Origin of the sequence: Albimonas marina (genome assembly GCF_029223255.1) — a bacterium.
Lineage (GTDB): Bacteria > Pseudomonadota > Alphaproteobacteria > Rhodobacterales > Rhodobacteraceae > Albimonas.
In genome coordinates this window covers 1-18,209 of the sequence record NZ_JARHUC010000003.1, presented here as the reverse complement: position 1 = coordinate 18,209, position 18,209 = coordinate 1, and the positions used below count along the sequence as shown (strand labels likewise).

The following is an 18,209-nucleotide window of genomic DNA, read 5'->3' as shown; positions in this document are numbered from 1 at the left end:
TTGCGACCCGGTGCGGGCGTCGCGCCGGGGCGCCTGGGGCGGGCGGGCGGGGGGAGAGCGTCTTGCCGTGCGGGGCGGGCGGGCGCATCGTTCGGCAGAGGACGGACGGCGGGGAGGTCGAGATGCGCAGGCGGATCGCGAGAGGGGCGGCGGCGGTCGCCGTGGGGCTGGGGCTGGCGTCGGGCGGCGCGGCCCCGGCGCTGGCGGCGGGGACGGTGCAGCAGGCTCTGGAGCGGGCGAAGGCCTTCTGCGAGGACCTCGACGGGCGCTTCTCGGTCGGCGAGGGCGCGGTGGGGGAGGTGAACCTCGGGCCCGGGCGCGACGCGGAGACCGGCGACCGGGGCGAGACGCTCGATTACTCCAAGCTGACCTGCGAGGGGGCCTGGTCGGCCTTCTGCGGCTCGGGCGGGTGCATGCTGCGCGTGCAGGTGGGGCGGCAGGCCTGGGAATGGCAGGTGGAAGGCTGGTCGATGGTCGAGCTGGAGGGCTTCCCCGTCCTGATGCTGGTGCGCGACGGCGGATGGTGCGGCGGCGCCGGCGCCCAGATCTGCTTCGAGACGCTGAAATGGGACGGGCAGCGCTTTCTGACCGTCGGGCCGGAGCCGGACCCGGCGGAGTGAGCGCCGGGCGTCGGCGGACGGAGGGGCGCGCGACGCGGGCATAGGGGAGGCCGGCGCCCCTCGTATGGGGCGCGACCCCTGGACGCCGGTGGCGGCGCCCGCGAGGCGGGGCGGCGGGGCCCCGTCCGCTCCCGCCGGCTCAGGTGCCGCAGAAGGTCTGGGTCACCGCCTGTTCGGGCGTCGCGGGGAGGGCGAGGTCGGCGGCCTCGGGCTGGTCCTCGTAGGGACGCGCGAGGGTCGCGGTCAGCCGGTCCAGGGGCGCGAGGTCGAGGCCCCGGATCGCCGCGGCCAGCGCCGCCTCGACCTGGTGATTGCGCGGGATGAAGGCCGGCGAGGCGGCGCGCTGGGCCGCCTGGCGCTCGGCCTCCGGGCGCGCCTCCGCGGCGAGGCGGGCGCGCCAGCGCTCCGCCCAGGCATCGAAGGCCGTGGGGTCGACCCAGAGGGCGCGGGCGGGCTCGTCGGTCTCGGGGCCGCCCTCGGAGGGCAGCGCGGCGAGCGCCCGGAAGCCCAGGGTGAAGTCAACCTGGTTCGCGGCCATGCCGCTCAGCAGCGCGTCGAGCAGGGCCTCGTCGTCGTCGCGGGCGCTCCCGAGGCCCAGCTTGCCGCGGAACAGGGCCAGCCGCTCGGCGGCGTAGAGGTCGGGGAAGGCGTCGATCAGCGCCTGCGCCGGGGCCAGCGCCTGCTGGGGATCCTCGGCCATCAGCGGCAGCAGGCACTGCGCGAGCTGGGCGAGGTTCCACTGCGCGATGCCCGGCTGGTTCACGTAGGCGTAGCGCCCGAAACGGTCGATCGAGGAATAGACCGTGTCGGGGTGATACGCCTCCATGAAGGCGCAGGGGCCGTAGTCGATGGTCTCGCCCGAGAGGCTCATGTTGTCGGTGTTCATCACGCCGTGGATGAAGCCGAGGCTCATCCAGCGCGCAATCAGCCGGGCCTGGGCGCGGCAGACGGCCTCGAGCAGGGCGAGGGCGGGGATCTCGGCCTCGGCCGCCTCGGGATGGCTGCGGGCGATGACGTGGTCGGCCAGCCGGCGCAGGGCGTCGAGGTCCTGGCGGGCGTAGAAATACTGAAAGGTGCCCACGCGCACGTGGCCGTGGGCCACGCGGGCGAGGATGGCGCCGGGCATCGGGCCCTCGCGCATCACCGCCTCGCCGGTGCCGATCGCCGCGAGCGAGCGGGTGGTGGGCACGCCCAGCGCGTGCATCGCCTCGGCCACGATGTATTCGCGCAGCACCGGGCCCAGCGCCGCCTTGCCGTCGCCGCCGCGCGAGAAGGGGGTGGGGCCGGAGCCCTTCAGGTGCAGGTCGCGACGGCGGCCGGCGCGGTCGATCACCTCGCCCAGCAGCAGCGCGCGGCCGTCGCCGAGCTGCGGGTTCCAGCCGCCGAACTGGTGGCCGGCGTAGGCCATCGCCAGCGGCTCGGCCCCCGGCGGCAGGTCCTGGCCGGAGAGCAGGCCCACGCCCGCGGGCGAGGCGAGCCAGTCGGGGGAGAGGCCCAGCTCCTCGGCCAGCGCCCGGTTGAGGCGCAGGAGGCGAGGGGCGGGGAAGCGGGCGGCGGACTGGCGGTGGTAGAAGCGCTCCGGCAGGCGGGCGTAGGCGTTGTCGAAGCGGGGGGCGGCGGCGGGCGAGGTCATCGGACCTCCTTTCGGCATCGGGCGACGGCGAGGGGCTGGGCCAGAGGTCGGGGCGCAGGCGGGGGATGTCAACGGGCCTGGGGAAAGGGGCGCCCTGCGGGCGGGCTTGGGCCTGCGGGGTCGGGCGCGCCCGGATGGCAGGGGAGGGCGCCTCCGGCGGGCTCCTGACTCACCAAAGAACAGAGGCCGCGCCTGTTCTTCGGATCCGTCTCTCGCTGATGGATGCCTGAGCGACTCGCCCGCCCCGGTCAAGGACAAGCCCCGCTTCGCGGGGTCGCTCCGCGATCCTTGACCGGGGCGGGCGAGTCGCTCTTTTCGGCATCCGCGAGAGACGGCTCCGAAGAACAGGCGCTTCGCGAGGACCTCGGGCGTCGCGCCGGGGCGCCTGGGGCGGCAGGCGGAGGGACGCGGGCCACGGGCGCTCAGGCCGGGGGGCGCCGCGGGCGAGGGGGCGGCGGCCGGCGCGACGGGGGACGCGGCGCCTGCGCGCCGGGGCGGTTGGCGCGGGCGGGCGTGGAGGGGGCGCGGTCAGGCCAGGAGGCGCAGGCCGGAGAGGGTGCGGGCGGCGTGGTCGGGGCCGAAGCTCTCGGCCACGGCGCGGTGGAGGAGGCGGGCGTGGGCCTCCTCCTTGTCGGCCACCCGGAACAGGGGGCCCGCGACGGTGAGCGAGAACATGCGGCCCTCGACGCTGACCGGGATCGAGACGCCGCCCAGGTCCGCCGACCAGTAGGAGGCGGAGCGGAACCAGCCGCGCGCGAGGCCCTCGGCGATCTGGGCGCGGACCTCGGCCGCGTCGCGCGCCGCCGCGGGGCCGCGGCGGTCGAACGGGGCCTTGCGCAGGATCGCCTCTCGGTCGCGCTCGGGCATCTGGCTCAGCAGCGCCTGGCCCGAGGCGGTCAGGTGGATCGGCACCCGCTGGCCCTGGCGGGCGGCGTAGCGGATGCCGGCGGGGGACTCGGCCGCCGCCAGGAACACCGCGTGCAGGCCGACAGGGGCGGAGGCCCAGACGGTCTCGCCCGTCTCCTCCGCCAGGCGCGCGACGAGGGCGGCCAGACGCTCGGGCGCGGGCTCGCCCTCGGCGATCTCGCCCGCCAGGGTCTGCCAGCGGGGGGTGGGATACCAGCCGCCGCGCGCGCGCGGTTCGTAGAGCCAGCCGCCCTCGGCGAGCGTGGTCAGCAGGTTCCAGGTCGAGGAGCGCGGCCAGCCGAAATGCGCCGTGACGTCCGCCAGCGTCGCCGGCCGCTTGCGCGCGGCGAAGAACTCCAGCAGCGCCAGCGCGTTCTCGACCTGGCGGATGGTGACGGGCATCGACGCTCCCCTTCCCTCCCGGACCGGTCCCGGGAACGCGCCCGGCCCGACCGGCCGGCAGATTGACGGCGGGCGGGGCGCAGGCTATCCCTATCCCAAATGAAGAACGATTTGTCCATGATCATGGACAACGGGAAGGAGACGCCGCCCCCATGGGACCGCTCGCAGGCCTGCGCATCCTCGATCTGACCTCGGTCCTGATGGGCCCCTACGCCACCCAGGTGATGGCCGAGATGGGGGCGGACGTGATCAAGGTGGAGGTGCCCGACGGCGACGTGACCCGCCAGATCGCCCCCCAGCGCAATCCCGGCATGGGGCCGGTGTTCCTGAACGCGAACCGGGGCAAGCGCTCGGTCGCGATGGATCTCAAGGCGCCGGGCGGGGCGGAGGCGCTGCTGCGCCTCGCCGCGGGCATGGACGTGCTGGTGACCAACGTGCGCCCGCGGGCGATGGAGCGGCTGGGGCTGGGGGCCGAGGCGCTGGCCGCGGCGAACCCGCGGCTGATCCAGGCCGCCCTGGTGGGCTTCGACCAGCGCGGGCCCTACGCGGACCGGCCCGCCTACGACGACCTGATCCAGGGCGCGGCGGGGATCCCGCACGCCTTCGAGCGATCCGGCCGCGCGCCCGCCTACATCCCCACCGCCGCGGCCGACCGCATCGTGGGGCTGGCGGCGGTGAACGCGATCCTGGCGGCGGTGATCGAGCGGGAGCGCTCGGGCCTCGGCCAGCGGGTCGAGATCCCGATGTTCGAGACCATGGCCGCGATGGTGATGGGCGACCACATGGGGGGGCTGGTCTACGACCCGCCGCATGGGCCCTCGGGCTATCCGCGGCACCTCTCGCCCGACCGGCGGCCCTATGCGACCGCGGACGGCTGGATCTGCGCGCTGGTCTACACCGACGCGCACTGGCGGAGGTTCTTCGCCGCCATCGGCCGGCCGGAGATGCCGGCGGCGGACGAGCGTTACGCGACCTTCGCGGCGCGGATGGCCAACATCAACCTCGTCTACTCGGAGCTGTCGGCGATCCTGCAGACGCGCACGACGGAGGAGTGGCTGGAGCTGTTCCAGGAGGCGGACATCCCCGCCATGCCGATGCACAGCTTCGAGAGCCTGCTCGAGGATCCGCACCTCACCGCCACCGGGTTCTTCCGGCGGGAGGAGCATCCCACGGAAGGGACGATCCTGGGCATGGCGGTGCCGGCGCGCTTCTCGCGCACGCCGGCCGCGCCGGACCGGGCGGCGCCGGGGCTCGGCGTCGACGGCGAGGCGGTGCTCGCCGAGGCCGGCTTCTCCGAGACCGAGATCGCCGCCCTGGCCGAGGCCGGCGCCCTGCGCCGCCCCGCCTGACCCGACGCCTGATCCCAAGGAGGTTTCCCATGGACTTCGCCCTCACCGACGACCAGGCCCAGATCAAGGACGCCATCGCGCGGATCTGCGCGAATTTCGACGACGCCTACTGGCTGAAGCGGGATCGCGAGGGCGGCTTTCCCACCGACTTCTACGACGCGCTCGCCGCCGAAGGCTGGCTGGGCATCTGCACGAAGGAGGCGCAGGGCGGCGCGGGGCTGGGGGTGACCGAGGCCTCGATCATGATGCGCGAGATCGCGGAGTCGGGGGCGGGGCTGTCGGGCGCCTCGGCCGTGCACATCAACATCTTCGGGCTGAAGCCGGTCGACGTGTTCGGAACCGACGAGCAGAAGGACCGGATGATCCGGCCGATGGCCGAGGGGCGGGCGAAGGCCTGCTTCGGGGTGACCGAGCCCAACACCGGGCTGAACACCACCCAGCTGAAGCTGCGGGCCGAGAAGCAGGGCGACCGCTACGTGGTGAACGGGCAGAAGGTGTGGATCTCGACCGCGCAGGTGGCCGACAACATCCTGCTGCTGGCGCGCACCACCCCGATGGAGGAGGTGAAGACCCCGACCGAGGGGCTGAGCCTGTTCTACACCCCCTTCGACCGCGAGCGGATCCGGGTGAACGAGATCGAGAAGATGGGCCGCAAGGCGGTCGACTCGAACGAGCTGTTCTTCGAGGATTTCGAGATCCCCGAGGCCGACCGCATCGGCGAGGAGGGCAAGGGTTTCCGCTACATCCTCGACGGCATGAACCCGGAGCGGATCCTGATCGCGGCCGAGGCGGTGGGGCTTGGCTTCGCCGCCCTGCGCAAGGCCACGGCCTATGCGAAGGAGCGGATCGTCTTCAACCGGCCCATCGGCCGGAACCAGGCGATCCAGCACCCGCTGGCGCAGAAGTATGCGGCGCTGGAGGCGGCCTGGTGGGTGACGATGAAGGCGGCGTGGGAGTACGACAACGGCATGCCCTGCGGCGCCTCGGCCAACATGGCGAAGTACCTCGCGGGCGAGGCGGGCTTCGACGCCTGCCAGCAGGCCGTGATGACCCATGGCGGCTTCGGCTACGCCAAGGAATACCACGTCGAGCGCTACCTGCGCGAAAGCCTGATCCCGCGGATCGCCCCGGTCTCGCCGCAGCTGGCGCTGTGCTTCATCGCAGAGCGGGTGCTGGGGCTGCCGAAGTCCTACTGAGGCGGGCGAAGGCGCGGGCCGCCCCCAGCCGGAAGCCTCGCGCAGGGCGCGCGAGGCGGAGGGACGGAGGCGCCCTGCGGGCGGGCTTGGGCGCGCCGGGAGCGGCGCGCCCGGACGGCCGGCGGAGAGCGTCGCGGCGGGGAGGCGAGGGCGCGCTTGAAGGCTTGCGGTTCCCGCGGCGGAGATGACCGAGGCGCATCGAAGAGGGGCCGAGCCGGTCTGGGTTTCCCTGATCGCCCCGTGTTCGGCGAGGGGACGAGGCACGAGGGACAGCCACTAAAATTATTTTTTAATTATTTCAATAAAATAAGTGAAAATCAGGGCTGACGGCGATGGCCCGCCCATTTCGGGCGGGCTCGCACGGACGGCGACGTTCGCGCCTCCAACGCTTGCGGCGGGCGATGCGCCCGAACCGCTCGCACTGACCTAGACCCCTCCCCGCCTTTCTCCGCCCTCTCCCACTGCCCCGCCTCGATGGGGACGCAGGGCGGGGCGGTCGCGGCCGCGGAGCGGGCGCGCCGGGGCGCCTGCGTCCTGCGGACGGGCGTATCCGAGGGCGATATGCGCGTATGCGTCGGAACGCCGCCCCGGTCGCTTCGGGGTCGCGACGGGGCCGGGAACGGGTAGGCTTCCGGGCAGCGCGGCCCGCGTCGGGCCGCGCGCCTCCCCCTCGCCCGCCGGGACAGGCGTCCGGCGGCGGCCGCCCGCGGGCGGCCCGGCGCCTCCGCCGCGACGGAGCGCGCACCGGGCCGCGGAGCGCCGGGCGACGCGCCGGCCCTCGCCCCCATCCTCCCGCGCGGGCCACCTCGCAGAAGGAACGCGCCCCATGGCCGACATGCCCGCCGCAACCGAGCTCTGGTCCTGGACGGCCTCGGAACTCGCCTCGGCCATCGCCGCCGGCAAGATCTCGTCGGTCGAGGCGACGCAGAGCGCGCTGGCGCGGATGGAGGCGGCGAACCCCGCCCTCAACGCCGTGGTCGACCCCCTGCCCGAGCAGGCGATGGAGGCGGCTAAGGCCGCGGACGAAGCGCTGAGGAAGACCGGCCCCTCCGGGCCCCTGCACGGCGTGCCGGTGACGGTGAAGATCAACGTCGACTACAAGGGCCGCGCCACCACCAACGGCGTGGTGAAGTTCAAGGACCTGATCGCGCCCGAGGACGGCTCGGTCGTGCGGGCGATCAAGGCGGCGGGCGGCGTCATCATCGGGCGCACCAACACGCCCTGCTTCTCGATGCGGGCCTTCACCTCGAACGACCTGCACGGGATGACCGTGAACCCGCACGATTCCACGATCACGCCCGGCGGGTCCTCGGGCGGCGCGGGCTCGGCCACCGCCGCCGGCATCGGGGCGATGGGGCATGGCAACGACATCGGCGGCTCGGTCCGCGGGCCGGCCTATCACTGCGGGCTCTACGGGCTGCGGCCCACGGCGGGGATCGCGGGGGCCTACAGCCCCTCCCAGCTCGCCGAGCGGATGATCGTGAGCCAGATGAGCTCGGTCCAGGGGCCGCTGGCGCGCTCGGTCGAGGACGTGCGCCTGGCGATGCTGGCGATGGCGAAGCCCGATCCGCGCGACGTCTGGCAGACCCCCTCGACGGGGATGTTCGCGCCGCTGGAGCACGCGCCCTGCAAGGTGGCGATGGCGGCCGAGAGCCCCGACTTCCCCACCGACCCCGCGGTCTCGGCCGCGATCCGCAAGGCCGGCGCGATCCTGGCGGACGCGGGCTACGAAGTGGTCGAGGTCCCCACGCCCTCGTTCCAGGAGGCGGTGGAGTACTGGCGGATCGTGCTGGGCAACGAGATGCGCGCGGGCCTGGCGGGGATGATGGAGGAGATCGGCGACGCGAAGATGAAGCGCGCCCTCGAGGTGACGCTGCGCGGCGTGCCCGAGATCGCCGACCGCGACGGGATGCTGAAGCTGATCGCGAAGCGCTCGACGATGCTGCGCGAGTGGCAGGTGTTCCTGGCCGAGCATCCGCTGATCCTGACCGCCACCTGCTGGTCGAAGCCCTTCGAGGAGGATTACGACCAGCGCGACGACCTCGACGCCGACGCCTTCTTCGCCGCGATGGCGCCGCTGACCGGCACGCCCACCATCGGCCTGCCGGGCTTCTCGGTCCCGGTGGACACGGTTCCGGGCAAGCCGATGGGCGTGCAGCTGATCTCGGCCCGCTACGGCGACCGGGCGCTGCTGAACGCCGGCGCGGTGCTGGAGCGCGGCATCGGCCCGATCGCGCCGATCGACCCGAGGGGCTGAGCGGCATGAGGGCTTGAGGTTGGGGCGCCGCGGGGGGACCGCGGCGCCCTTTTTCGTGGGCGCCCGGCCCGCTCAGCGAACCTCCGCGAAGCGGTCGGTGGCGCGCAGGAGGCGGTCGCGGATGCCGGGTTCGGCGGCGGAGTGGCCCGCGCCCTCGACGATGTGCAGGTCCGCCTCCGGCCAGCGCTTGTGAAGCTCCCAGGCGGTGCGCAGGGGACAGGGCATGTCGTAGCGGCCGTGGATGATCTCGCCGGGGATGCCCGCCAGCTTGTGCGCCTCGTCCAGGAGCTGGCCGGGGCGCAGCCAGCAGTCGTGCAGGAAGTAGTGGTTCTCCAGCCGCGCGAAGGCGAGGGCGAAGCGGGGGTCGCCGAACCTGGCCTCGACGTCGCCGGGCGGCAGGAGAGTGATGGTCGTGCCCTCCCACATCGACCAGGCGCGGGCGGCCTCCAGCCGCTCGGCCTCGTTCTGCGAGGTCAGGCGCTTGCGGAAGGCGCGGATCAGGTCGTCGCGCTCGGCTTCGGGGATCGGGGCCACGAACCGCTCCCACGCGTCGGGGAACATCTCGGAGACGCCCCGGCGGTAGTACCAGTCGATCTCGGCGCGGGCGACCGTGTAGACGCCGCGCAGGATCAGCGCGTCGACCCGCTCGGGGTGGGTCTGCGCGTAGGCGAGCGCGAGGGTCGAGCCCCAGGAGCCGCCGAAGACCAGCCAGCGCTCGCAGCCCACGAGGGCGCGCAGACGCTCGATGTCCTCGACCAGATGCCAGGTGGTGTTGGCCTCGAGCGAGGCGTGCGGCTCGGAGCGGCCGCAGCCGCGCTGGTCGAAGAGCAGGAGGTCGTAGCGGGCGGGGTCGAAGAGGCGGCGGTGATCGGGATCGATCCCGCCGCCCGGCCCGCCGTGCAGGAACACCGCCGGGCGGGCGCCGGGGGTTCCGACGCGCTCGTAGTAGATTCGGTGGCCGTCGCCGACGTCCATGTGCCCGGTCTCGTAGGGCTCGATGGGGGGATATAGCTCGCGCAGCGCCGTCATCCGGGGCGACCTTTCGGGGAGGGAGGAAGGGACCGCGGCCGGGAGGGGACCGCGGCCTGGGGTCAGGGCGTCCAGGTCTTCACCGCCGCCTCGAGGCGGGCGGGATAGTCCTCGGGGAACCGCCAGCGGGCCTCGCCGGGGGGGCGGGTCAGGCCGCGGCGCGCCGCGGGCTCGCGCGAGAGCAGCGCGCCGACCAGGTCCGAGCGCACCCAGGGGGAGGCGCGGAAGTACCAGTGGCCGTTGCCGGCGTCGACGTTCTCGGAGGCGGTGACGTCGATCAGCTCCAGCGTGTCGAGCTCGGCGAGGCGGGCGACGATTTCGGCGGGGGCCTCCTCGGGCGACCAGCTGCGGCCCAGGGGGCGGCGGTCGAGGAGCAGGGCCGACATCGACAGCGCCGAGTCCGTGCCCGACATGTAGACCATCAGCCGCTCGACCACCTCCAGCGCGCCGTCGGCGAGGACCTGGAGGAAGAGCTTGGGGTCCACGTCCGAGCCGATCAGGATCACCTCGCCCAGGGGCGGCGCCGCGGCCCCGCCCGCGTGCATCAGCGCCGTCTGCTGGAGGGTGCGCAGCACCAGGCGGGAGCCGGCGCTGTAGCCGATGAGGTGGATGCGCTCGACCTGCGTGCGGTCGCGCAGGAAGTCGAGCAGCACCCGAAGGTCGCGGACCGAGGCCTCGGCCGTCTCGATGTCCTTGAAATAGGCGAAGCGGCTGGGGGTGGCGGGCCAGGCGAAGGCGATGAAGGCGCCGGCGTCGCCCAGGTAGTGCTGCCACTCCCTCGAGACCAGCAGCGGGTATTCGAAGTTCACGTTGTAGCCGTGGACGAAGATGAAGACGTCCCGCCGGCCGGAGACGGCGAGGTGCTGGTCCACGCGCGCGGCGAAGGCCTCGCCCGCGGCGGCGACGGCGGGGTCCTGCGCGGAGAGCGCGTGGAAGTCGGTGAGGCCGGCGGGCAGCACGCCGATCTCCTCGACCGAGGCCACCGAGATGGTGCGCGCGGCGCCGTCCTCGCCCATCACGGTCGCCGCGCGGATCTCGTCGAGGTCGCGGAAGGGCGGGTCCACCTTCACCCGCGCCACGCCCGCGCGCATCACCGGGGCGCGGGCGTCGGCGTAATGGGCCTGGGGCTCCCCGGCGGCCGCGGGGCGCCGGCCGGTGACGTAGAGCAGTTCGTCGAGCAGGGCGTAGTCGGCCGAGTCGATGCCCGCGAACGGGTCGAGCGCGCCCGAGGAATACAGGATCGGCGGCGGCAGCAGCTCCAGCTCGTCGTAGGAGCCGGAGCAGGCTGCGAGGAGCAGGAGGGGGAGCGCGAGCAGGCGGCGCAGTCGCCGGCGCGGGCCGGCCGCAGGCGCGGCCCCGCTGCGGTGTTCGACGCGGATCGAATGCATGAGACGCCCCCCTCGGCTTTCGGAGCGTCCAGCCTAGCAGCCGCGCGCGCCGTCCAGAAGCCTTCCGCGAGCCGCGCGCGAAGCCCCTTCCCTCGGCGGCGGCGGGCGGCGAGACTGGAACGCGATGACCGACCTCGAAGACCTTCTCGCCCAGGCGCAGCTGCTGCTGCCGGGGCTGCGCAACGAGCTGGTGGCGATGATCCAGCCGTGGCGCCTGGCGCAGCTGGGGCTGATCGCGGCGCTGGCGCTCGCGGCGTGGGGGATCGGGCGGTGGGCGCATCCGCGGATGGACGCCTGGATGCGCGCGCGCTCGCTGACGCCGCCGGCGGCGCGGGCGCTGGTGCTGGTCAGGGATCGGCTGGGGCTGATCGCCTTCGCCCTCGTCGCCTGGGCGACGGCGGCGGGCATGGCCGAGGTCACCTGGCCGTCGCGCTCGCATCTCATCGCGCTGGCGGCGCAGCTCGCGGCGGTCTGGGCGGGCGTGGGCATCGCGGTGCGGCTGATCCGCAACCCGCTGCTGCGGCGAACGGCGCGCTGGGGCGGGCTGATCTTCGCCACCGCCCTGGTGCTGGGACAGGCCGGCGCGCTGATGGAGGCGCTGGACGGGGTGGCGGTGACCATCGCCGAGCGGCGCGTCTCGGCGCTGACGGTCGCGCGGGGCGTGATCGCGCTGATCGCGCTGATCTGGCTGGCGCGCTGGGCGCTGGCGGTGCTGCGGCGGCGGCTGGCGGGGGTCGAGGAGATCTCGCCCTCGATGCGGGTGCTGACCGAGAAGGTGGCCGCCTTCGCGATCTTCGTGGCGGCCGCGGCGGCGGCGCTGAACGTGGCGGGGTTCGACCTGACCTCGCTGGCGGTCTTCTCGGGCGCGATCGGGCTGGGGGTGGGCTTCGGGCTGCAGAAGGTGGTCTCGAACCTGGTCTCGGGCGTGATCCTGCTGGTGGACAAGTCGATCAAGCCGGGGGACGTGATCTCGCTGGGGGACACGTTCGGGTGGATCTCGGGGCTGAACGCGCGCTACGTCTCGGTCGTCACGCGGGACGGGCGGGAGTACCTGATCCCCAACGAGGACCTGATCACCGGGCAGGTGGTGAACTGGTCCTATTCCTCGGAGCTGGTGCGCCTGGACGTGACCTTCGGGGTGGCCTACGCCTCCGACCCGCACGCGGTGCGCCGGATCGCGGTCGAGGCGGCGCAGGCGGTGGCGCGGGTCAGCTCGGACCCCGCGCCGGTGTGCCACGTGACGGCCTTCGGCGACAGCTCGGTCGACTTCGTGCTGCGCTTCTGGATCCACGATCCCGCCAAGGGGCTGACCAACGTGCGCGGCGCGGTGTTCCTGGCCCTGTGGGACGCCTTCCAGGCCCACGGGATCGAGATCCCCTTCCCCCAGCGCGACGTGCGCATCGTCGAGACGCCGGGCCGCCGCAAGGCCGCCCCGCCCGCCGACTGAGCGCGCGCCGCCCGCCCCGGCCCCCGAAAGGCGCCGCCACGGAAATTCCACGTGGACGAATGATTTAACGAATGCTAACCCTTGAAAGCGTGTGGAGCGTGGTGCCTTGGAGGGGTGTAGCATGCGGTTCGTTTGGTTGGCCGCCGTCGGTCTCGGCGGGTTCATCGCGATGGGGGCGACGTCCGCCTCGGCGCTTCAGATCGGGGTCGCGCCGTTCACGACCGAGATGACGCCCACGGCCCGGAGCGTCGGCTCCGCCCCGGTCTCCGCCAAGCCGAGCAGCGTCGTCTACGGCTCCTTCGACATCAGCCTGAATTTCAGCGGCACGCCGACGGCGAGCCAGGTCGCCTCGTTCCAGAACGCCGAGGCGTACTGGGAGAGCAAGATCCTAGGCTATCGCGACCCGGGCCTGGCCGACTTCATGAACAACGTGGTCGGCCCGGTCGTGATCAACGCGAATTTCGTGGCCATCGACGGACCGGGCAATACGCTCGCCTCCGCGGGGGCGACGAACATCGTCGCCACGGGAGGCTACACCGGCGTCACGCCCTCGACGAGCAACGTGATCGTCACCTCCGCGGGCTCGATGAACTTCGACACGGCCGACGTCGCCGCGCTCGAGGGCGGCGGCAACTTCGACGCGGTGATCATCCACGAGATGGCCCACGTGCTGGGCTTCACCTCGTTCTTCTGGGACTTCGTGCTGGCGACGGACGGGACCGGCACGGACACGAGCTACACCGGCGCCAACGGCCTGGCGGCCTACCAGGCCGAGTTCGACCCGCTCGCGACCTTCGTTCCGGTCGAGGACGAGGGCGGAAGCGGCACCGCCTATTCGCACTGGGACGAGCAGCTTTTCGCCAGCTACAACCCGCTGGCGCCGGTCGCCGCCTCCACCGGCAACCCGGAGCTGATGACGGGCTACCTGGACGCGCCGACCTACACCTCGATGACCACCATCGCGAGCTTCGAGGACCTGGGCTACGCGACGGTCTATTCGAACCCGGTGCCCCTGCCCCTGCCCGGCGCGCTGCTGGCCGGCGGCCTGCTGGTCCTGGCCGTGCGGTCGCGCAAGCGCGGCTGAGGGCGGCTTCGCCTGCGCCCCCCGCGGGTGCGGATCTGCGGCGCGCCTCCCGGCCGGGGGGCGCGCCGCAGGCGTTTCAGGGCTTCAGGTCGGGGCGCCCGCTCAGGGCATCGGAATCGCCTCGCCCGTCGCGGGCACGTCGTAGCCGCGGACCACGGCCGGACGCTCGGCGATGCGGCGATACCAGGCGAGCACGCCGGGATAGTCCTTGAGGTCGATCCCCTGGCGCTCGAACCGCGCGGCCCAGGGCCAGATCGCCATGTCGGCGATCGAGTAGGCCCCCGCCCCCTGCCCCGCCACGTAGTCGCGATCCCGCAGGCGGGCGTCGAGCACGCCGTAGAGGCGGCGCGCCTCGGCGCCGAAGCGGGCCTCGGCGTAGTCGGACTTGCCGGGGTGGAAGAAGTGGAAGTGATGCACCTGGCCCAGGATCGGGCCGAAGCCCGCCATCTGCCACATCAGCCACTCGACCACCCGCCATTCCTCGCCGCCCTCGGTGAGGAACCTGCCGTGCTTCTTGGCGAGGTAGAGCATGATCGCGCCGCTCTCCATCAGCGTCTGCCCGGTCTGGCGGTCGACGATGGCGGGGATCTTGTTGTTGGGCGCGACCGAGAGGAACTCGGGCGCGAACTGCTCGTCCTTGCCGATGTTCACGGCATGGGTCTCGTAGGCGACGCCCAGCTCCTCGAGCAGGATCGAGACCTTGCGGCCGTTGGGCGTCGTCCAGGTGTAGAAATCGATCATGCCGCGTCCGCCGGCAGCAGGCGGTCGACCAGCGCCAGCCAGTAGGCGACGCCCAGCGGAATGGCGTCGTCGTTGAAGTTGTAGTCGGGATAGTGCAGCCGGCCGGAGACGTGGCCCTCGGCGGCCGTGCCCATCCAGATGTAGTGGCCGGGGCGGGCGTTGAGCATGAAGGCGAAGTCCTCGCCGGCCATGCAGGGCTCGCCCGTGCGGGAGACCGCCTCGGCGCCCACGACGGTCTCGGCCACCTGGGCGGCGATCTCGGCCTCCTCGTGCGGGTTGATGCAGGGCGGGTAGTTGCGGCGGTAGTCGACCACGGCCTTGCAGTCGAAGCCCTCGGCGACCGAGGCCGCCAGCCTGCGCAGCCTTCCTTCCGTCTTGTCGCGCGCCGCGTCGGAGAAGAAGCGGACCGAGCCGCCGACGACCGCCCGGTCGCCCATCACCACGTAGGCGTCGGAGCCCTTGATCATCGAGATGCCGACCGCGATGGTTTCGAAGGGCGAGAGGTTCCGGCCGGGGATCGACTGCACGGTGGTCACGAAATGCGCCGCGGTCAGCACGGTGTCGACGCCCGCGTGGGGCACGCCCGCGTGGGTGCCCTGCCCCTCGAAGGCGATGTCGAAATAGTCGATGCCGGCCATGGTCGGGCCCGGCAGCGCGGTGAAGGTCCCCAGCGGCTGGTCGGGCATGTTGTGCAGGCCCCAGACCGTCTCGCACGGGGCCTTGTCGAACATGCCGTCCTCGACCATCTCGCGCCCGCCGCCGCCGCCTTCCTCCGCCGGCTGGAAGATCAGCGCGACGGAGCCCGCGAAGTCGCGGGTGTCGGCGAGGATCTTGGCCGTCGCCAGCAGCATGGCGGTGTGCCCGTCGTGGCCGCAGGCGTGCATCTTGCCGGGGTTGGTCGAGGCGTAGGGCAGGCCCGTGCGCTCCTGCATCGGCAGGGCGTCGATGTCGGTGCGCAGGCCGATCATCTTGCCGGGCGTCTTGCCGTGGACGATGCCCACGACGCCGGTGCGCCCGAGGCCGGTCAGGATCTCGTCGACGCCGAATTCCTTCAGCTTCTCCTGGATCAGGGCGGAGGTGCGGTGCTCCTCGAAGCCGATCTCGGGGTTGGCGTGGATGTCGCGGCGCCAGGCGGTCGCCTCGGCATGGAGGGCGGCGATGCGGGCGGAATGGCGGCCGAGAGGCGCGGGCGAGGCCGACATGTCGTTCATGGGCGGATCTCCTGCGGCCCGCCGGGAGAGGCGGAGCGCGCCGCAGAGGCGCATGCGGGCCGAAGCCGGGAGCCTGCGGCGCCGACGGGGGCGGGGTCAATGGGGGCCGGGGGGAGGGGCGGGGAGCCGAGGAGCGGGTACGGCGGGGCCTGGCGCGCTGGTGGACGCGTGGCGGGGTCGAGGCCTTGGGCGACATGCCCGCGCGCGGATCGACCCGGCGCGGTCGAGAAGCGGAGCGTCGGCGCAGAACGATGGCGAGAGATTGGTCCTGAGAGCGGGGGCCGCGGGCCGGTCGCTTCGGTCGAGACCGACGCGCGAAGCAGCAGCCCGCGCATCATGCGCTCGCAGCGGTTCGGCAGCGTTCGGCGATGTTGGGGAGGTTGGCGCGCCGGGGAGGATTCGAACCCCCGACCCCCAGATTCGTAGGTTGGCGAAAGGCGTTCTAGGGCAATGCCTGTTTCAATTGCGCGCTCCGTTTCAATCCTAATGGAATCAATAACTTGGACAGACAGTTGAAACGAGCACCAACCCCACAGTCGCGAGCATCTTTCCGAGATAGCGCCCCTACGCGTATCTCAATGGCTTGCGACAGAAGTTTCGACTACGCGCGAATCTAACGAGCGGCGCAGTCGTCGTTCGCCATCGTATCATTGGGCAACTGTGTGTTGCACAGACGCGCGTCGCTCAAATCGGTGCTTTCAAGTATGGCGCTGTCGAACACGGCTCCGCTCAGGTCGGCGTCCTTGAAGGAGACGTCGGTCAGCCGAGCCCCCGCGAAAGAGGCGCCGCGGAGGTTGGCGCCGGCAAAACTGACCCGCTGCAGCACCGCGCCGTCGAACAGCGCGATGAAAAGACGGGCGCCGTCGAAGCGCGCGTCGACTATCGTGGCGCCCGTCATGTCGAGCCCTGTCAGGAGCCCCCCCGAGAGATGCGCCCCGGCGACCGCGCAGCCGCCACAGCGACCCATCGCGCGCAATTGCGTGAGCGTGGTTTCCTGAGCAGCGGCGGCCGTCGGGAGAGTCGTAGCGACGAGCAGGAGGAGTGGTCGCATGTCGGGTTCCCGTCGGGTGGCGTTGGGGATGGAAACGCCGTATCCTCGTCGCGACACATGGGGGCCGGATGGGTCCGGGAACAAGTGCGCTCGGGGAAGATTTCCCGCTCCGCGCCTAGTAGTGGGTCAGATTGAAATCATGCGATGATCGCGCTGTCGGGCGCTCCAAGGCTGTCCAACCTTTGAATGTGGCCCGCGCAATGAAGGCGCGGGTCCACTTGGTCACCCGGCGGCCACGTGCAACGTAGCTCGGCCTGCCACCGTCGTCAGCTACGCAGCCGACCGACGCCTCACGAACAGACCCAATCCACCGAGCGCAACGCCCAACATGGGCAGAGTTGCCGGCAACGGAACCGAGGCGTTGGCTTCGGTAATGCCAGCATAGAGCACGTTGGACTGGGAGTAGTTGTAGAAGCCGAAGGCGCCTGCCGTGAACTGGCTCAGGCCTGCGTCGGTCGCGGTGATGTCGATTTCGAGCACGCCGTCGACATAGATCCGAACACGCGACGCTGTGTACTCGAGGTCAAAGCTATACTCGGTGTTGTCCGCCCAGCCAGTCGAACCGAGGTTCGTTCCTCTGGCGATCTCTGACACCGTCCCGGTGTGCTGCCAGGCATTGTTGGTCAGGCCGCCCAGAATGCCTCCCGTCACGAGCGAGATGGCCAAGCCGTCGACAGCCGGACTCTGGTCGTTCTGCTTCCAGTCCACCAGCAGGTACGCTGTGGATGCCGTAGGAGCGGTCAGGTCTCCTCCGACGAATCCCAGCACGAAGCCGATGAAGTCGTCGTCAGAGGTGGTCTGAACCTTGATGGTCCCATGCAGGAGCTGACCCAAGGCATTGTCCGGGCCATAGAAGACGCCGGGATCCGCGTTGGAGGTCTGCAAGACCGAGTCATTCCCAGTCTGCACAGTCCAGGTACCGGACCCCTCTTGGGTCCATCCGGTGAGGTCGACCGCGACGGGAATTGCGAGGGCCGGTGAGGCGGCGAAGGCGCTGAAAACAAGCGCGGAAACTGCGTGTGCGAAGGCTGAACGATGCATTGTCGGACTTCCCCATCTCCGAAGATCGCGACAATAGCCTAATGGATTCGCGCATGATTTCCTAGCTAGTTCCAATCGTACGCCGAGGGCTGAGGATCTGGCAGAGTCATGCACTGCCCTTTCTGCTCACCAGAACGACGAAAGGCCCGCGCCACCCAGGCGCGGGCCTTCGGAGACGAAGTCGAGTATAGTGCATCTCGCGAGCGCGGCGGCATTGCAACTGCCGATAGCCACCGCCGCAAGCGCCTGAACACCGCCCGGCGGGAGGTGGCCAAGGCTCGGGGGAAATTCCTGAGCGTCCTCAGTTGGGCCCACCGACCCCTCCGCGCTCGCACAATAGCCGCCGATGATCCTCCGCCCACCGCTGGATTCGACGCGGCGCTGGCGCACGGCCGTGGAGAGGTTCTCCGGCTCGACGCCGGGGCGAGTCGCATCCGGCAGCTCGTCGCCGAACAGACCGCTCATGTCGATCCATCCGACCGAGCCCGGGCCGGCAGCGTCAGTCTTTGTCCAGCCACGCCGCCACCTCGATCACCGCCAGCCCGATGAGCCCGAGGGTCACGAACCCACCGAACAGCGCCCACGCGACGTCCTCACTCGCGGCGGTCGACGGGTGGTGGGGCAGCATGCAGAAGGCCAGAAAGCCGGCGCACAGGACGACTCGAAGGCGCCAGAAGTTCCGCTCCAGCCGGCGGGCTGCCCTGGCGCTCTTAAGCCGCTCCTTCAAGGGGTGAACCGCTCCGGGTCTGCCGGAGGCTCCCACTCCTGAGTAGGATGGAGCCCCATGAGCAAGACGACGAACAAGTTCTCCCCTGAGGTCCGCGATCGCGCGGTTCGCTTGGTGCTGGACAGCG

General features: G+C 71.8%; 16 protein-coding genes. 6 read left to right on the top strand and 10 right to left on the bottom strand.

Translation table 11 applies throughout. The features are described 5' to 3' along the window. Positions 1 to 122 precede the first annotated feature (122 nt). Positions 123 to 620 carry a hypothetical protein gene (locus P2H44_RS07705; protein WP_275762910.1) on the top strand — a complete coding sequence of 166 codons (498 nt, stop codon included), beginning with the start codon at positions 123 to 125 and terminating at the stop codon, positions 618 to 620. Positions 621 to 759: 139 nt separating this feature from the next. On the opposite strand, the gene P2H44_RS07700 is transcribed toward P2H44_RS07705, so the two are convergent. Continuing rightward, a complete protein-coding gene (locus tag P2H44_RS07700) occupies positions 760 to 2,253 on the bottom strand; it encodes a protein adenylyltransferase SelO (protein WP_275762909.1) in 1,494 nt (497 codons plus the stop codon). A 528-nt stretch (positions 2,254 to 2,781) separates the two neighbouring features. Further along, a complete protein-coding gene (locus P2H44_RS07695) occupies positions 2,782 to 3,561 on the bottom strand; it encodes an IclR family transcriptional regulator (RefSeq protein ID WP_275762908.1) in 780 nt (259 codons plus the stop codon). A gap of 152 nt (positions 3,562 to 3,713) precedes the next feature. Between P2H44_RS07695 and P2H44_RS07690 the strand changes: the two genes are divergently transcribed. The 3 genes from P2H44_RS07690 (at position 3,714) to P2H44_RS07680 (ending at position 8,363) form a co-directional block, all read left to right on the top strand. Beyond that, entirely contained in the window at positions 3,714 to 4,910 is a 1,197-nt protein-coding gene (locus tag P2H44_RS07690) for a CaiB/BaiF CoA transferase family protein (RefSeq protein ID WP_275762907.1), read from the top strand. Between the two features lie 29 nt (positions 4,911 to 4,939). Continuing rightward, entirely contained in the window at positions 4,940 to 6,106 is a 1,167-nt protein-coding gene (locus P2H44_RS07685) for an acyl-CoA dehydrogenase family protein (RefSeq protein WP_275762906.1), read from the top strand. Positions 6,107 to 6,932: 826 nt separating this feature from the next. Next, a complete protein-coding gene (locus tag P2H44_RS07680) occupies positions 6,933 to 8,363 on the top strand; it encodes an amidase (protein WP_275762905.1) in 1,431 nt (476 codons plus the stop codon). A gap of 72 nt (positions 8,364 to 8,435) precedes the next feature. On the opposite strand, the gene pip is transcribed toward P2H44_RS07680, so the two are convergent. Together pip and P2H44_RS07670 are read right to left on the bottom strand one after the other, a co-directional pair. After that, positions 8,436 to 9,392, bottom strand: a complete 957-nt coding sequence (pip, locus tag P2H44_RS07675) for a prolyl aminopeptidase (protein WP_275762904.1) — start codon at positions 9,390 to 9,392, stop codon at positions 8,436 to 8,438. A gap of 62 nt (positions 9,393 to 9,454) precedes the next feature. After that, positions 9,455 to 10,780 carry an alpha/beta hydrolase gene (locus P2H44_RS07670; RefSeq protein WP_275762903.1) on the bottom strand — a complete coding sequence of 442 codons (1,326 nt, stop codon included), beginning with the start codon at positions 10,778 to 10,780 and terminating at the stop codon, positions 9,455 to 9,457. A 124-nt stretch (positions 10,781 to 10,904) separates the two neighbouring features. Between P2H44_RS07670 and P2H44_RS07665 the strand changes: the two genes are divergently transcribed. Together P2H44_RS07665 and P2H44_RS07660 are read left to right on the top strand one after the other, a co-directional pair. Beyond that, positions 10,905 to 12,227, top strand: a complete 1,323-nt coding sequence (locus tag P2H44_RS07665; protein ID WP_275762902.1) for a mechanosensitive ion channel family protein — start codon at positions 10,905 to 10,907, stop codon at positions 12,225 to 12,227. 121 nt (positions 12,228 to 12,348) lie between these two features. Next, the gene (locus P2H44_RS07660) at positions 12,349 to 13,311 is read left to right on the top strand and encodes a leishmanolysin-related zinc metalloendopeptidase (protein WP_275762901.1); all 963 of its coding nucleotides are present in this window, start codon (positions 12,349 to 12,351) and stop codon (positions 13,309 to 13,311) included. 102 nt (positions 13,312 to 13,413) lie between these two features. Here the strand turns inward: P2H44_RS07660 and P2H44_RS07655 are convergent, their stop codons facing one another. From P2H44_RS07655 to P2H44_RS07630, 6 genes are all read right to left on the bottom strand, one after another. Next, a complete protein-coding gene (locus P2H44_RS07655) occupies positions 13,414 to 14,052 on the bottom strand; it encodes a glutathione S-transferase family protein (protein WP_275762900.1) in 639 nt (212 codons plus the stop codon). Continuing rightward, positions 14,049 to 15,263 (bottom strand): amidohydrolase, encoded by a 1,215-nt coding sequence (locus P2H44_RS07650; RefSeq protein WP_462976270.1) that lies wholly within the window; start codon positions 15,261 to 15,263, stop codon positions 14,049 to 14,051. Before P2H44_RS07650 ends, P2H44_RS07655 begins: the two co-directional genes overlap by 4 nt. A gap of 613 nt (positions 15,264 to 15,876) precedes the next feature. Beyond that, the gene (locus tag P2H44_RS07645) at positions 15,877 to 16,314 is read right to left on the bottom strand and encodes a pentapeptide repeat-containing protein (RefSeq protein ID WP_275762899.1); all 438 of its coding nucleotides are present in this window, start codon (positions 16,312 to 16,314) and stop codon (positions 15,877 to 15,879) included. Between the two features lie 270 nt (positions 16,315 to 16,584). After that, positions 16,585 to 17,355 carry a PEP-CTERM sorting domain-containing protein gene (locus tag P2H44_RS07640; protein ID WP_275762898.1) on the bottom strand — a complete coding sequence of 257 codons (771 nt, stop codon included), beginning with the start codon at positions 17,353 to 17,355 and terminating at the stop codon, positions 16,585 to 16,587. A gap of 126 nt (positions 17,356 to 17,481) precedes the next feature. After that, on the bottom strand, positions 17,482 to 17,820 hold the full coding sequence (locus P2H44_RS07635; RefSeq protein ID WP_275762897.1) for a hypothetical protein: 339 nt from the start codon (positions 17,818 to 17,820) through the stop codon (positions 17,482 to 17,484). A gap of 34 nt (positions 17,821 to 17,854) precedes the next feature. Beyond that, positions 17,855 to 18,082, bottom strand: coding sequence for a hypothetical protein (locus P2H44_RS07630; protein ID WP_275762896.1), 228 nt, complete (start codon positions 18,080 to 18,082; stop codon positions 17,855 to 17,857). Between the last annotated feature and the right edge of the window lie 127 nt (positions 18,083 to 18,209).

What these genes read in the sequence shown, in the direction of transcription:
- P2H44_RS07705 (WP_275762910.1), top strand. Translation starts at nt 123, where the DNA reads ATGCGCAGGCGGATCGCGAGAGGGGCGGCGGCGGTCGCCGTGGGGCTG.
- P2H44_RS07700 (WP_275762909.1), bottom strand. Translation starts at nt 2,253, where the DNA reads ATGACCTCGCCCGCCGCCGCCCCCCGCTTCGACAACGCCTACGCCCGC.
- P2H44_RS07695 (WP_275762908.1), bottom strand. Translation starts at nt 3,561, where the DNA reads ATGCCCGTCACCATCCGCCAGGTCGAGAACGCGCTGGCGCTGCTGGAG.
- P2H44_RS07690 (WP_275762907.1), top strand. Translation starts at nt 3,714, where the DNA reads ATGGGACCGCTCGCAGGCCTGCGCATCCTCGATCTGACCTCGGTCCTG.
- P2H44_RS07685 (WP_275762906.1), top strand. Translation starts at nt 4,940, where the DNA reads ATGGACTTCGCCCTCACCGACGACCAGGCCCAGATCAAGGACGCCATC.
- P2H44_RS07680 (WP_275762905.1), top strand. Translation starts at nt 6,933, where the DNA reads ATGGCCGACATGCCCGCCGCAACCGAGCTCTGGTCCTGGACGGCCTCG.
- pip (WP_275762904.1), bottom strand. Translation starts at nt 9,392, where the DNA reads ATGACGGCGCTGCGCGAGCTATATCCCCCCATCGAGCCCTACGAGACC.
- P2H44_RS07670 (WP_275762903.1), bottom strand. Translation starts at nt 10,780, where the DNA reads ATGCATTCGATCCGCGTCGAACACCGCAGCGGGGCCGCGCCTGCGGCC.
- P2H44_RS07665 (WP_275762902.1), top strand. Translation starts at nt 10,905, where the DNA reads ATGACCGACCTCGAAGACCTTCTCGCCCAGGCGCAGCTGCTGCTGCCG.
- P2H44_RS07660 (WP_275762901.1), top strand. Translation starts at nt 12,349, where the DNA reads ATGCGGTTCGTTTGGTTGGCCGCCGTCGGTCTCGGCGGGTTCATCGCG.
- P2H44_RS07655 (WP_275762900.1), bottom strand. Translation starts at nt 14,052, where the DNA reads ATGATCGATTTCTACACCTGGACGACGCCCAACGGCCGCAAGGTCTCG.
- P2H44_RS07650 (WP_462976270.1), bottom strand. Translation starts at nt 15,263, where the DNA reads ATGAACGACATGTCGGCCTCGCCCGCGCCTCTCGGCCGCCATTCCGCC.
- P2H44_RS07645 (WP_275762899.1), bottom strand. Translation starts at nt 16,314, where the DNA reads ATGCGACCACTCCTCCTGCTCGTCGCTACGACTCTCCCGACGGCCGCC.
- P2H44_RS07640 (WP_275762898.1), bottom strand. Translation starts at nt 17,355, where the DNA reads ATGCATCGTTCAGCCTTCGCACACGCAGTTTCCGCGCTTGTTTTCAGC.
- P2H44_RS07635 (WP_275762897.1), bottom strand. Translation starts at nt 17,820, where the DNA reads ATGAGCGGTCTGTTCGGCGACGAGCTGCCGGATGCGACTCGCCCCGGC.